The organism is Ciceribacter ferrooxidans, assembly GCF_004137355.1.
Taxonomy (GTDB): domain Bacteria; phylum Pseudomonadota; class Alphaproteobacteria; order Rhizobiales; family Rhizobiaceae; genus Allorhizobium; species Allorhizobium ferrooxidans.
Genome location: NZ_SDVB01000101.1, coordinates 60102 through 73482, shown reverse-complemented (window position 1 = coordinate 73482; position 13381 = coordinate 60102). Strand labels below are relative to the sequence as shown.

10 protein-coding genes are annotated in these 13381 nt (G+C 65.2%); all 10 read left to right on the top strand.

The genetic code is table 11. The features are described from left to right. The first annotated feature begins 1 nt into the window (after nt 1). The 10 genes from EUU22_RS02555 (at nt 2) to EUU22_RS02510 (ending at nt 13331) form a co-directional block, all read left to right on the top strand. Nucleotides 2–1054, top strand: a complete 1053-nt coding sequence (locus EUU22_RS02555) for an ABC transporter ATP-binding protein (RefSeq protein WP_205687832.1) — start codon at nt 2–4, stop codon at nt 1052–1054. Then, complete coding sequence (locus tag EUU22_RS02550; RefSeq protein ID WP_245484887.1) at nt 1051–2103, top strand: ABC transporter ATP-binding protein; 1053 nt, start codon at nt 1051–1053, stop codon at nt 2101–2103. Before EUU22_RS02555 ends, EUU22_RS02550 begins: the two co-directional genes overlap by 4 nt. Further along, a complete protein-coding gene (locus tag EUU22_RS02545) occupies nt 2100–3374 on the top strand; it encodes an HAD family hydrolase (protein WP_129330534.1) in 1275 nt (424 codons plus the stop codon). Before EUU22_RS02550 ends, EUU22_RS02545 begins: the two co-directional genes overlap by 4 nt. Then, nucleotides 3371–5872, top strand: a complete 2502-nt coding sequence (locus EUU22_RS02540) for a hypothetical protein (RefSeq protein WP_205687831.1) — start codon at nt 3371–3373, stop codon at nt 5870–5872. The genes EUU22_RS02545 and EUU22_RS02540 overlap by 4 nt, the downstream gene beginning before the upstream one ends. A gap of 27 nt (nt 5873–5899) precedes the next feature. Beyond that, nucleotides 5900–6988, top strand: coding sequence for a beta-galactosidase BglB (gene bglB, locus EUU22_RS02535; protein ID WP_129330533.1), 1089 nt, complete (start codon nt 5900–5902; stop codon nt 6986–6988). 265 nt (nt 6989–7253) lie between these two features. After that, entirely contained in the window at nt 7254–8369 is a 1116-nt protein-coding gene (locus EUU22_RS02530) for a Fic family protein (protein WP_129330532.1), read from the top strand. Nucleotides 8370–8471: 102 nt separating this feature from the next. Further along, nucleotides 8472–9473 (top strand): Gfo/Idh/MocA family protein, encoded by a 1002-nt coding sequence (locus tag EUU22_RS02525; protein WP_129330601.1) that lies wholly within the window; start codon nt 8472–8474, stop codon nt 9471–9473. Next, entirely contained in the window at nt 9470–11041 is a 1572-nt protein-coding gene (locus EUU22_RS02520; protein WP_129330531.1) for an acyl CoA:acetate/3-ketoacid CoA transferase, read from the top strand. Before EUU22_RS02525 ends, EUU22_RS02520 begins: the two co-directional genes overlap by 4 nt. Continuing rightward, nucleotides 11038–11805, top strand: a complete 768-nt coding sequence (locus tag EUU22_RS02515) for an enoyl-CoA hydratase/isomerase family protein (RefSeq protein ID WP_129330530.1) — start codon at nt 11038–11040, stop codon at nt 11803–11805. The genes EUU22_RS02520 and EUU22_RS02515 overlap by 4 nt, the downstream gene beginning before the upstream one ends. Nucleotides 11806–11816: 11 nt before the next feature. Further along, nucleotides 11817–13331, top strand: a complete 1515-nt coding sequence (locus EUU22_RS02510; protein WP_245484890.1) for an aldehyde dehydrogenase family protein — start codon at nt 11817–11819, stop codon at nt 13329–13331. The last annotated feature ends 50 nt before the right edge of the window (nt 13332–13381 follow it).

The following is a 13381-nucleotide window of genomic DNA, read 5'->3' as shown; positions in this document are numbered from 1 at the left end:
CATGTCACAGCCTTCGAATACTTCTCAGAACGCCATGCCCCCGGGCCGTCTCCTCGAGCTCCATGAAGTGGCGGTGCATTTCCCGACCCGGGACGGCGTCGTCAGGGCGGTCAACGGCGTTTCCTACCACGTCGACAAGGGCGAGGTGCTCGGCATCGTCGGGGAAAGCGGCTCGGGCAAGTCCGTCACCGCGCGTTCGATCATGCGGCTGACGGCCGCCAATGCGGTCGACGCCGGCGGCAGTGTCCGGTTTCGCCGCAAGGATGGCAGCGAGGTGCTGATTTCCGCCGAGCATCGCCAGAGCCGGACCATGAGGAGCCTGCGCGGCGGCGAGATCGGCATGGTTTTCCAGGAGCCGATGACGGCGCTGTCGCCGGTGCACACGATCGGGACGCAGATCATGCGTACGGTCATGCTGCATCGCAAGGTGTCGAAAGCCGAAGCGCGGGCGCGGGCGATCGAGTTGCTCGCGAAGGTGCAGATGCCGCGTCCGCACGACATCGTCGACCGCTATCCGCATCACCTGTCGGGCGGCATGCGTCAGCGGGCGATGATTGCGCTGGCGCTCGCTTGCGATCCGACACTGCTGATCGCCGACGAGCCCACCACGGCGCTCGACGTCACTACGGAAGCCCAGATCCTGCACCTCCTCAAATCCCTGCAGCAGGAACTCGGCATGGCGATCGTCTTCATCACCCACAACTTCGGCGTGGTGGCGGATATCGCCGACCGTGTCGCAGTGATGTATCTCGGCCGGGTGATCGAGACGGGCACCGTCGACGAGATCTTCTACGAGCCGAAGCATCCCTATACCCAGGCTCTGCTGCGTTCGATTCCGCGGCTCGGCGGGGAGAAGACGCGGCGCCTGCGCACGATCCGGGGTTCGGTTCCCGATCCCTACAGCGTGCCGCAGGGTTGCTCCTTCCATCCGCGTTGCGACCATGCGGTCGCGGGCCGCTGCGATGTCGTCGTGCCCGCTGAGGCAAGGTTTCCGAGCGGGCAGGTGGCGCGTTGCCATCTTGCCGGCGAAGTTCTTCCGGAGGCGGCCGAATGACGTTCCAACCCACCAAGGCACTCTCGATGGATGACGAGGTTCTGATCTCCGTCCGCGGTGCGAAGAAGCACTTCCCGGTCTTCGGCGGCTGGCGTCATCGCGAGATTGCGACCGTCAAGGCGGTCGACGACATCTCCTTCGACATCCGCAAGGGCGAGACCTTCGGTCTGGTCGGCGAGAGCGGCTCCGGCAAGTCGTCGATCGCCCGGCTGATCCTCAGGGCCTATGATCTCACCGGCGGTGAAATCCTGTTCAGGCGCGAGAGCGGAGAGGTGGTCGACATCACCGGCCTCTCCGACCGCGACCTGAGGCAGATACGGCGCGAGATGCAGATGATCTTCCAGGATCCCTATTCCTCGCTCGATCCGCGGATGACGCTGCTCGATCTCGTCGGCGAGCCCCTCGTGATCCATGGCGTCGGTACGCGGGCGGAAATCGCCGACCGGGTTGCGGAACTGCTTCAGCTCGTCGGTCTTCGCCCCGAATACGCCTCACGCTACCCACATGCGTTCTCCGGTGGCCAGCGCCAGAGGATCGGGATTGCCCGCGCGCTCGCGCTCCAGCCGCGTTTCATCGCCGCGGACGAGGCCGTCTCGGCGCTCGACGTGTCGGTCGCGGCGCAGAACATCAACCTGATGCAGGACCTGCAGGAGCAGTTCGGTCTCACCTACCTCTTCATTACCCACGATCTGGGCATGGTCGAGCACATCTCGGACCGGGTCGGGGTGATGTATCTCGGCCGCCTGATGGAAGTCGGCGAGACCGATGCCCTGTTCGCGCGACCGCTGCATCCCTATACCGAAGCGCTGCTTGCGGCCGTTCCGCAACCCGATCCGCGCGGCAACCGTGCGCGCAAGCGCGTGCCCCTCAAGGGCGAGATCGCCGATGCGATGAACGTCCCCTCCGGTTGTCCGTTCCATCCGCGCTGTGCCTACGCCGATGAGCGTTGCCGCATGGAGATCCCCGAGCTCCGGACCGTGCTGCCGGGTCGGCAGGCGCGCTGCCACCACGCCGAAAGCCTCGAACTCACCGGGGTGCCCGCGGCATGAACGTTCTCTCCGCCATGCCTGGCGTGCTCACGGGATCGACTGAAGACCCCGACCTCGCACTCGCCGGGCGACATTGCCCGCTCTTGAGGTTCGACGACCGAGAACCGTTCCGCCCGCTCGCGGCCGGCTACGCCGTCTATCGGGGCGAGATGCAGTCCGTCTCCTCGAAATTCACGATCCGGCCGGTTGCGGATCACGTGATCGAATATGCGATCTGGTACGACTGGTACATCCAGCACCTTTACGATCTGGAGCATGTCTGGGTGCATGTCGATGCGGCCGGGCGGGTGGTGAAGGTGGAGGCTTCGCGCCACGGCGCACGGCGCATAATGACGCGGCCGGACGGTTCATCGCCCGTCGAGGGGCCGCGGCCGGTCCTCTATCTCGAACCGGGAAAGCATGCACATTGGGCGGATCCCGGCGAGATGCGGGCGAAAGCCGGTCTGCTGATCGAGGGCATGTGCGGCGCCTTTGCCGGCGCACAGGGCGTCCATCTGTCGAACCGGTTTTCCGACCGCGGGCTGATCGGCGCGAGCGCGCTCGAGAACCGGCTTGCCGCGCTGAAACTGAAGCGGATGCGGTTCACGCCCGCCTGGCGTTTCGGCAGGGACAGCGACGCCGGGGAGGGGCTGGCACTGGTGCCTTGGCCGCAGCTTGAAGCGTGGATTCCCCAGAGGGTATCGTCCCTCGTCGCCTCGCTGCCCGCGACTGTCCCCCATCTTGCCGCCGTCTTCCTCGATTGCGGCGACACGCTGGTCGACGAGTCGACCGAGGAGAAGATATCGGGGACGGAAGTCGTGCTGAAGGCTGCGCTCATTCCGGGAGCGGGTGAGGTGGTGGAGCAGCTTTCGCGCAGCGGTTACCGGCTTGCTCTGGTCGCCGACGGGCCGCGCGCGACCTTCGAGAACGTGCTCGGTGCCCGCGGCTTGTGGGAGCGCTTCGAAGCCCACGTCATTTCCGGCGACGTCGGCGAGCTGAAGCCCTCGCAGAAGATGTTCTCCGCCGCCATGGAGGCACTCGGCCTCACCGAGGCGGAACGGGTTCGCAGCGTCATGGTCGGCAACAATCTGGAGCGCGACATCCTCGGCGCCAACCGTTTCGGCATGATGAGCGTGTTTCTCTCCTGGTCGACACGGCGCAGCCACGCGCCGCGTCTGCGCCGGGAACGTCCGCTCTTCACCATCTCGCATATCTGGAAGCTGCCGGAGCTCCTCGAACGGATCGAGCTCAGCCTGCCGGCCGTGCAGACGCGCCCGGAGGTGTCGCCATGACCGCGCCGCGATTTGCCGAAACCGCATCGGCCGGTTTTGCCGTTGCTCCGGGGGAGACGGTCACCGCCTGGGCCATGTCGGCGGTCGAGGCCCGGCTCTATCCGGGCGAGCCGGCGCTCGCGGAGGATCGGGTCAACTATCGCTTCATCAACGGCTTCGTCGATGTGGGCGACCTGCCGTGCCGGGTGGCGCTGTGGCGGGAGATCGAAACCCGCCGAGTAGCCTTCCGCGACGATTTTGCGATCGACGGCCTCTATCTTCCCGGCTTCAACCGGCGGGTGGAATTCTCCGGGTTCTGGCATCGCCCGACGCGTCTCGCACGCTGGCTGAAGACGAAACTCGTCCCGGCGCGTGCCGGCGGCCATGCGTTCCGGCTTACCACTTGCGGCGGGGTGCGGATCTGGGTGGACGGCGTCGAGTGTGCGGTGTTCGAACCTTTCCGCCGCAATCGCGAATCCGAGACCGAAATCCGGTTGCCGTTGAAGGCCGGCGGCTCGGAAGTGGTCGTGCTTACCGAGGAACTCGCCGAGCGCGACGCGCTCTGGTATTTCGAACTGACGTCGCTTGGCCTCGACACGCTTACGGCACACCTTCCCGTCGCGATCTCCGGCGCGACGGTCGGGCTGTTGAAGGACCTCGCGGCGGAGGTGCGGCCGGATCCCTTGCATGTACGCGACGGACGGCTGCGGCTCAGGGTGGAACGGCCGGCAAGCGTTGACGTCACTGTGCGCGGCCGCATCCTCCCGAGCGTGCACATGAGCGACAAGCCCCCGCTTCTCGATGCTGTGGGAATTCTCGAATCTGGCGAGACCCTGGTCGAGTTGCCCGGTGCGGATGCGCTTGCCGATGGCCATCACCCGCTGGAACTCACGTTCGCCGTCGGAGACAACCGGGTCACCCGACACATCGCCTTTGCCACGTTCGCCGCCCCTTTCCGCGATCTTTCGGATCGGCCGCTGGCAGAGCGCAAGGCACTGGCGCTCGACTACGCCGCCGCCAACGGCGAGGCGCGGATAGGCCGTGCGATTGCCATGATGGCAAGCGGCCGGCCGGCGGATGCCACGGTTCACGCGATCATCGCCGACACGCTGGCAGCCGTTGACGAGCGCCGGGACTGCTCCGACTTCGTGATGGTGCCGCTGCTCTGGCTCTACTCGGATTATCGTGACGGTCTGCCCGAGGCGACCCGTCGCGAGATCCGGCGGGCGGCTCTCGACTACCGCTACTGGGTCGACGAGCCGGGCAACGACGTCATGTGGTTCTGGAGCGAGAACCATGTGCTGTGCTTCCATGTCTCCCAATATCTGGCCGGGCGCCTGCTGCCGGAGGAAACCTTCAGCTGCTCCGGGCGCAGCGGCAGCGAACAGGCCCGTCTCGGCGAGGAGCGGCTTTCGAAATGGTTCGATTCCGTCGAACACCACGGGCTCGCGGAGTGGAATTCGGCCGCCTATTACCCCATCGATTTCATCGGCCTGCTGGCGCTGGAACATCTGGGTGACGGTGCCATCAGGGCGCGCGCGCGGGCGTTGCTCGACCGGTTGATGGTGATGATCGGGCTGCATACCCTGGCTGGTGTCCCCGCCGGCACCATGGGGCGTGCCTACGACAAGGAACTGCGCGCCGGGCCGCTGACGGAACTTGCGCCTTTTGCCACCGTCGCCTTCGGCAAGGGCTGGCTGAACGACGGCGTGGCTGCCTTGCCGATGTTCTGCGCCGGCGGCTACGAGCCGCCCGAAGCGGCGTGCGCCGTGGTCGAGCCGGAGCCCGGCAAGGCGCTGACGGCGCATTACGTGCAGGGACACGACGAGGCGGCACGGCTGGCGCTTTACAAGACGGCGGCGGTGCAGTTGTCGTCGATGGTCGACGGCAAGCCCGGCGGCCGCGGACATCAGCAGCATGTCGTCGACCTGCGCTTCGCCTCTGACCCCTTCGCCCGCGCCTGGATCAACCATCCCGGCGAGGACGATCCCTGGGGCAACCAGCGACCGTCCTACTGGGCCGGCAACGGTTCGCTGCCGCGCGTGGCACAGTACGAAAACGTCGCGATGCTGCTCTTCGACCTCGGCGAGAATGCCCGCCAGTCCTTCACCCATGCCTATGTCCAGTCCGATGCCTTCGATGCGGTCGAGCGCCTTGGTAACTGGATCGTTCTCAGGGCAGGGCGGGGCTTCGCCGCACTTTTGGCGACGAGCCCGATCGAAGCGGTCGCCGCAGGCCCGGGCGCCGGCATCGAATTCCGCGCCGAAGGCCGCCATTGCGGCTGGGTGGCGCTGGCCGGGGAAGGCGCTGACTCGGCGGACTTCGCGACCTTCCGGGATCACCTCGCCGGCGTCACCGTATCGTTCGATGCGGCCGGACGGCTTGTTCTTGATCGGCCGGGCCGGACTGCGCTCGCCCTGGATTGGGATGAAGGACTGACGGACGACGGCAAGCCTTATGTCTTCCCCAACCGAAGCATCGACCCCGCCGTCCGGCATTTCGACGCCTATTCCTTCTGACCGTCTTCTCTTGTGACAGGATCGCCGATGTTGATCGAGCCCGAGCTACTTTCCGAGACCCTCTCCCGCGTTGCGCTGGGCCTTGCCCGCCTCAAGGGCATCAACGAAACCGTTGCCGCGCCCGATGGCGCTTACCAGTTGCAGTTCGATGAATGGGACTGGGAGGTCGGCGTCGGCATCTACGGGCTGATCCGCCATGCCGAGGCGGTGGGCGACCGCTCGCTGATCGAGGCGATCGCACGCTGGTACGACTGGCAGATCGGCCGCGGCCTGCCACCGCGCCAGGTCAATTCGTCCTCTCCGATGCTGCCGCTTTCCGTGCTGATCGATCATGTCGACCGTCCGGACTGGGAGGCGCTGGTCCGGGACTGGGCCGACTGGCTTATGACGAAACTCGCTCGCACCGAGGATGGCGGCTTCCAGCACGTCGTGAAGGAGCGCATGAACGACGGCGAACTCTGGGACGACACGCTGTTCATGACGTGCCTCTTTCTCGCCCGCGCCGGTGAGCGGTTCGGCCGGCAGGACTGGATCGAGGAGGCCTTCTACCAGTTTCTCGTTCACGAGCGCTATCTCGCCGATCCGGTGACGGGCCTCTGGTATCACGGCTGGACGTTCAACGGCCGGCACAATTTCGCCAAGGCCTTCTGGGCGCGGGGCAATTCCTGGATCACCGTTGCGATCCCGGAACTCTTCAGTCTCGTTTCTCACGTGCCGGACCATCTGCAGCGGCACCTGACTTTCGTGCTGCGCTCGCAGGTGAAGACGCTTGCCGCCCACCAGCGGGACAACGGCATGTTCTGCACGCTGGTCTGCGATCCCGGTTCGCCGGAGGAGACGTCTGCCACGGCGGCGATCGCCTACGGTATCCTGCGCGGCATCGATCTCGGCCTGCTGGATGCAGGATTGAAGCCGATCGCCGACAAGGCGCTGGAGGCGGTGCTGGCGCGGATCGACGAAAGCGGGATCGTGCTCGAAGTCTCCGACGGCACCCCGATGGGGCATACGCTCGACTTCTACCGTCAGATCCCCAACGTCCCGGCGCCCTACGGTCAGGCCCTCGTCATGCTGCTTCTTGTCCGGGCGATGGCGGAGAGGAACGAGCCGGACGCCTGACCGGCGGGATGTGCGGCGGGAAGTTATACAGATAGCCCAAACCGACGATCACCACTGGCCTTGACCTTGACCAGCCGGGGCATGCGATTGTGGGCTGATCGCCGCCCGTATTCTCGGCAGGGTCTGGGACAGGCCGGAGATCTCCTGGGCAGGACGTCTGAAGCGAGCGTGCGGCGATAATCGTTCTATGCGCCGCAAATCGTGCGGTGATTATACTTGCCGATGCGGGGAAAGAGGACCATATTCGCTGCGAAAGGTGCGGTGAATGGTCTATATTCATGAGCAGGATGATTGGCCACGGTTCAGGTGGTCCGAGAGCGCGATAAGCGGACGCTTGGCTGCCGTTCGTCATCGCCAAGGCCGGCTGATCGGTCACATGGAGGCGCTCGGCTTCGATCTCAGGGCCGAAGCCGTCCTTGCCACCCTGACCGAAGACGTGGTCAAATCAAGCGAAATCGAAGGGGAAAGGCTCGATAAGGAACTGGTGCGCTCGTCGATTGCCCGTCGTCTCGGCTTGGATGTCGGCGCGCTTGCTCCTGTTGACCGGGATATCGAAGGTGTCGTCGAGATGATGCTCGATGCCACGCAAAACTATGACAAGGCTCTGACTGAGGAGCGGCTGTTCGGCTGGCATGCCGCACTCTTCCCGACCGGGCGAAGCGGCATGACCAGGATCGCCGTCGGCGCCTGGCGCGGTGAGAATGCCGGCCCGATGCAGGTGGTCTCAGGCCCTTATGGCCGCGAGCGGGTGCATTTCGAGGCTCCCGGTGCTGTTCGACTGCCCGAGGAGATGGCAGCTTTGCTCTCCTGGTTTGAGAGTGAAAGGAACATCGATCCCGTGCTTAAGGCCGCCATCGCCCATCTCTGGTTCGTGACCATTCATCCCTTTGAGGACGGCAATGGGCGGATTGCGCGTGCCATCGCCGATATGGCCTTGGCCCGTTCCGAAGCCAGTCCGCAGCGCTTCTATAGCATGTCCGCCGAGATCCGCTTGGAGCGCAGGGACTACTACGCCACGCTCGAACGCACGCAGAAGGGAGATCTCGACATCACAGACTGGATCACTTGGTTTCTCGCTTGCCTTGACCGAGCCATAGACGGTGCCGAGCGGATTCTTGGCAATGTCTTGCACAAGGCGGCATTCTGGCGGGCTATTGAGGTGGAACCGCTGAACGCACGGCAACGGGCGGTAATCAACCGCCTTCTCGACGGCTTCGAGGGTAAGCTAACGTCATCGAAGTGGGCCACGCTCACGAAAGTTTCACCCGACACCGCCCTGCGAGACATCAACGATCTCGTCGCGCGAGGAATCCTGCGGCGGGACGAAGGCGGGGGACGGAGCACGAGCTATTCACTCAAGTCCGTAGCTCCGGGCTCCTGATCGCCTGCCGTTAGATGGTTCCCGGTCGGAAATCTTGCTTGACTCAATTTGGAACGTTCCATATAAAAATTGGAACGATCTAAATTGACCGGGAGGACGGCGATGCGCTGGGCGCTGATCGGGGCGAGCACTATCGCCGCGCAGTATATGATCCGGGCTTTGAGGGCCGAGGGCGGCGAGATCATCCGGGTGGTGAGTTCGTCGTCCGAGCGCGGCGCCGCCTTTGCCGTGACCCATGCCATTCCTCTCTCTGGTGTCAGCGTCGAGGAGGCGGTCGCCGATCCCCGTGTCGATGCGGTTTACATCTCCACCACCAACGAGAAGCATCGGCCCCAGGCCCTGGCTGCCATTGCTGCAGGCAAACACGTGCTCTGTGAAAAGCCGCTGGCGATGTCGCTAGCCGACGCCGTCTCGATGGTCCGTGCGGCGGAAGAGAAGGATGTTGTCTTCGCGACCAACCATCACCTCCGCTGCTCGGGCAGTCATCGCGCCGTGCGGGCTCTGATTCGCGACGGGCGGATCGGCCGGGTGCTGTCGCTGCGGCTCCATCACGCTGTCCACCTGCCGGAGAACCTGCAGGGATGGCGCATCAATTCAGCCGTGGCCGGCGGCGGGGTCATCCCGGATATCACCGTGCATGATGCGGATGTCGTCCGCTTCCTCACGGGCGAGGATCCGAAGACTGTGGTCGCCCAGATGGCCGCGTCGGGACTCGGAAAGGGTGTCGAGGATTCGGTGATGTCCGTGTGGTCGATGCCGTCTGGCGTGATGGTGATGAGCCATGAGAGCTTCACCCATCCCTTCGCCGGGACCGGCCTGGAGGTGCATGGCACCGAAGGCTCCATCTTCGCCAAGGGCGTGATGACGCAGAATCCGGTCGGTGCGATCGAACTCGTCACCGCGGCCGGCCGTGAGCCGGTCGCTTACGATCCCCACGATCTTTACGGCGAGGCGGTGCGGCGCTTCCACGCGGCTGCCGCCGGCCATGGCGAGCCGGCCGCAACCGGCTGGGACGGCGTCAAATCGCTTGCGGTCGCGCTTGCCGTTCGCGAGGCCGCGCTGACGGGTGCCGCGGTCGACGTCGACTATGGGGGTGCCAAATGAGCAAGCTCGTTTCGGCGGCAGAAGCCGTTGCGCGCATTCCCGACGGGGCGGTGGTCACCGTCTCGTCCTCCTCCGCCCTCGGCTGCCCCGATCTCGTCCTGGAGGCGCTCGGCAGACGTTTCGACGACGAAGGCCATCCGCGCGGCCTGACCATGCTGCACCCGATCGCCGCCGGCGACATGTACGGAGTCAAGGGCATCGACCACATCGCCAAGGACGGCCTCATCTGCCGTGTTCTCGCCGGCTCCTATCCGTCCGGCCCTTCGAGCCTGCCGATGCCCGAGATCTGGAAGATGATCGTCGAGGATCGCATCGAGGCCTACAACGTGCCCTCCGGCATCATGTTCGACATGCACCGCGAGGTAGCCGCCCGCAGACCGGGTGTCCTCACGCGTATCGGTCTCGACACCTTCGTCGATCCGCGGCGCGAAGGTTGCGCCATGAACGGGAAGGCCGCCGCCCGGCCGATCGTCACGCAGGTGGAGTTCGCCGGCGAGACCTGGCTGCATTTTCCGAATATCGTGCCGGACGTCTGTATCCTGCGGGCGACGACGGCCGACGAGCGCGGCAACCTCACCTACGAGCACGAGGGCGCCTATCTCGGCGGCCTGGAACAGGCGATAGCCGTGCGCAATCACGGCGGCCTGGTGATCGCTCAGGTGCAGCGCATGACGGCTGCCGGCAGTCTCCGGCCGCACGACGTGCGGGTGCCGGGTCACCTCGTCGACCTCGTGGTTATCGATCCAGACCAGAAGCAGACCTGCGAGACGCCTTACGATCCGGCGATCTCCGGCCAGATCATGCGGCCGTGGTCGAGCTTCAAGCTCGCCGAGCACGGTGTCGAGAAAGTGATTGCGCGCCGGGCCGCATTCGAGCTGAAGCGTGGCATGACCGCCAATCTCGGTTTCGGCATCAGCGCACAGGTGCCGCGTATCCTGCTCGAGGAAGGCCATCCCGACGCGGTGACCTGGGCGATCGAGCAGGGCGCGGTCGGCGGCATGCCGCTCACCGACTTCGCCTTCGGCTGTGCCTCCAACGCCGACGGTTTCGTGCCCTCGCCGCAGCAGTTCATCTACTTCCAGGGCGGCGGCTTCGACGTGTCCTTCCTCTCCTTCCTCGAAGTCGATGTCGAGGGCAACGTCAACGTCTCGAAGCTCGGCAAGAAGCCCTTTCTCACGGCCGGCTGCGGCGGCTTCGTCGATATCACCGCGCAGGCGCGCAAGATCGTCTTCTCCGGCTGGTTCGAGGCGGGCGCGGAGGTGCAGCTGACAGGCGAGGGTATTCGCGTCGCCAAGCCGGGCAAGTTCACCAAGATGGTGGAGAAAGTCGAGCATGTGACCTTTTCCGGCCGGCGGGCGCGCGCCGAGGGCCAGGACGTTCTCTATGTCACCGAGCGCTGCGTCATGCGGTTGACCGCAGAAGGCCTCGTCGCCACCGAGATCATGCCCGGCATCGAGCCGGAGCGGGATATCGTGATAGCCTCTCAAGGGAGGGTCAAGGTCGCGCCGGATGCGGTGACGATCGACCGCAGGCTGCTGTCCGAAACGCCGATGGGGTGGACGCCATGAGCACGGTTCATCTCGAGATCCACGGCCAGCTCGCGGAGATCCGGCTCGACAATCCCGCCAAGCTCAATGCCTTCACCGTCGCGATGTTGCAGGAATTCGCCGGGCATCTCGACGCAGTCGAACGCCGGGCGGATATCACCTGCCTGATGGTGACGGCGGAAGGGGAGCGGGCCTTCTGCGCCGGCGCCGATATCAATGCCTGGGGAGACCTTTCGCCGGCGGAGTTCGCCCGCCACTGGGTTCGCGAAGGACACCGGATTTTCGACCGTCTTGCCCGGCTGGCAAAGCCCGTGATCGGTGTGATCTCGGGGCACGCCTTCGGCGGCGGGCTGGAGCTTGCCGCGGCCTGCGACATCCGGGTCATGGCGCCGAAGGCGACGCTTGCCCTTCCCGAGGCCCATGTCGGCATCGTGCCGGGCTGGTCGGGCACGCAGCGGCTCGCCCGCCTGCTGCCGGAACCGGTCATCAAGGAGATGGCGCTGTTCGGACGGCGCATCAGTGCCGAACGTGCCCTGCAGTTCGGTTTCGTCGCAGAGATCGCCGATGATCCTCGCCAGGCGGCCATCGAGATTGCTGCAAAGGTCACTGACCTGTCGCCACGGGCCGTCGAGGTCGCCAAATTCATGATCCATGCCGGCTGCGGCGAGGATCAGGGGGCAATGATCGAGGCGCTCGGAAGCGCTGCGATCGCCGCCAGCGCCGACCGTAATGAAGGTGTCACGGCCTTCCGTGACAAACGCAAACCGGTTTTTTCGGGACAGTGACCATGAGCGACATGACCATGACCGCCGCCGTCGAGGCAGCCCTACCGAAAGCCCCGTTCGAGGGTCGGCACCTGATCGACGGCATCTGGAGAGGGAGCGACAACGGCGAGAGCTTTGACCGGACCTCGCCCTCGCACGGTATTCTCGTCAGCCGCTCCGCCCGCGCCGGTCGGGCGGAGACGGAAGCCGCGATCGGTGCAGCGCGCAAGGCCTTCGACGACGGGCGCTGGAGCCGCATCTCCGGTAAGGAGCGCGCGACGCTCCTCCTGAAAGTCGCCGACCTGATCGAAGCCAATGTCGAGCGGATGGCGCTTCTCGAGACGCTCGAAAGCGGCAAGCCGATCAGCCAGGCGCGCGGCGAGATTTCCGGCGCGGCCGATCTCTGGCGCTACGCGGCGTCCCTTGCCCGCACGATGCACGGCGATAGTCACAATTCGCTCGGCGAAGACATGCTTGCCATGGTGCTCAAGGAGCCGATCGGCGTCGTTTCGATCATCACGCCGTGGAATTTTCCTTTCTGGATCCTGAGCCAGAAGCTGCCCTTCGCGCTTGCCGCCGGCTGCACCTGCGTCATCAAGCCGTCGGAGATGACGCCGTCGACGACGGTCATCCTCGGCGAACTCCTGCTTCAAGCCGGGCTGCCGGTGGGTGTCGTCAACATCGTGCTCGGCTTCGGCCAGCCGGTTGGCGCGCTGATGGCCGAGCATCCGGATGTCGATATGGTGAGCTTCACCGGCTCGACCGCCGTCGGCAAGGCAATCGCGGCGGCCGCCTCTGTGACACTGAAGAAGGTGGCGCTGGAACTCGGCGGCAAGAACCCGCAGGTCGTGTTTCCAGATGCGGATCTCGAGAGTGCCGCCGATGCGATCACCTTTGGCGTCTATTTCAACGCCGGCGAATGCTGCAATTCCGGCAGCCGTATCATCGTCCACGAGGACATCGCCGATACGCTCGTTGAGAAGGTTGTGGCGCTTTCGAAGAAGGTCGCCTTCGGCGATCCGCTCAACCCCGAAACGCAGGTAGGCGCCATTATCTCGCAGGCGCATCAGGAGAAGATTGCCGGCTATGTGAAGGATGCCCTGGCGGCGGGAGCAAGGGTCAAGCTCGGAGGCGCGCCGGTTTCCCATCCCGGCCTGCCGGGCCGGTTCTTCGCCCCGACGGTGGTCACAGGCGTGACCGCGGATATGGCGATTGCGCGCGAGGAGGTCTTCGGGCCGGTGCTCTCCGTGCTCACCTTTCGTACGCTGGAGGAGGCGATCGCGCTCACCAACGATGCTGCCTACGGTCTTTCGGCCGGGGTGTGGAGCGAGAACGTCCACACCTGCCTTGCCTTTGCACGCCGCGCCGAGGCCGGCACGGTCTGGACCAACACCTGGATGGATGGTTTCCCCGAAGTCGCCTTCGGCGGCTACAAACAGAGCGGCCAGGGTCGCGAAAACGGCCACTACGGGCTTGAAGAATTCCTCGAAATCAAGTCGGTCGTCATGCGGGTTGGCCGCACCCGATCGAACTGGGTCAGGGCGTGAGGACACTCCGATGACCGTCGAACGCAGCGCCCGCAAAGGCTTTCGAACCG

Coding starts and splice junctions, on each gene's coding strand:
- EUU22_RS02545 (WP_129330534.1), top strand. CDS start 2,100: ATGAACGTTCTCTCCGCCATGCCTGGCGTGCTCACGGGATCGACTGAA.
- EUU22_RS02525 (WP_129330601.1), top strand. CDS start 8,472: ATGCGCTGGGCGCTGATCGGGGCGAGCACTATCGCCGCGCAGTATATG.
- EUU22_RS02550 (WP_245484887.1), top strand. CDS start 1,051: ATGACGTTCCAACCCACCAAGGCACTCTCGATGGATGACGAGGTTCTG.
- EUU22_RS02515 (WP_129330530.1), top strand. CDS start 11,038: ATGAGCACGGTTCATCTCGAGATCCACGGCCAGCTCGCGGAGATCCGG.
- EUU22_RS02520 (WP_129330531.1), top strand. CDS start 9,470: ATGAGCAAGCTCGTTTCGGCGGCAGAAGCCGTTGCGCGCATTCCCGAC.
- EUU22_RS02540 (WP_205687831.1), top strand. CDS start 3,371: ATGACCGCGCCGCGATTTGCCGAAACCGCATCGGCCGGTTTTGCCGTT.
- bglB (WP_129330533.1), top strand. CDS start 5,900: ATGTTGATCGAGCCCGAGCTACTTTCCGAGACCCTCTCCCGCGTTGCG.
- EUU22_RS02530 (WP_129330532.1), top strand. CDS start 7,254: ATGGTCTATATTCATGAGCAGGATGATTGGCCACGGTTCAGGTGGTCC.
- EUU22_RS02555 (WP_205687832.1), top strand. CDS start 2: ATGTCACAGCCTTCGAATACTTCTCAGAACGCCATGCCCCCGGGCCGT.
- EUU22_RS02510 (WP_245484890.1), top strand. CDS start 11,817: ATGACCATGACCGCCGCCGTCGAGGCAGCCCTACCGAAAGCCCCGTTC.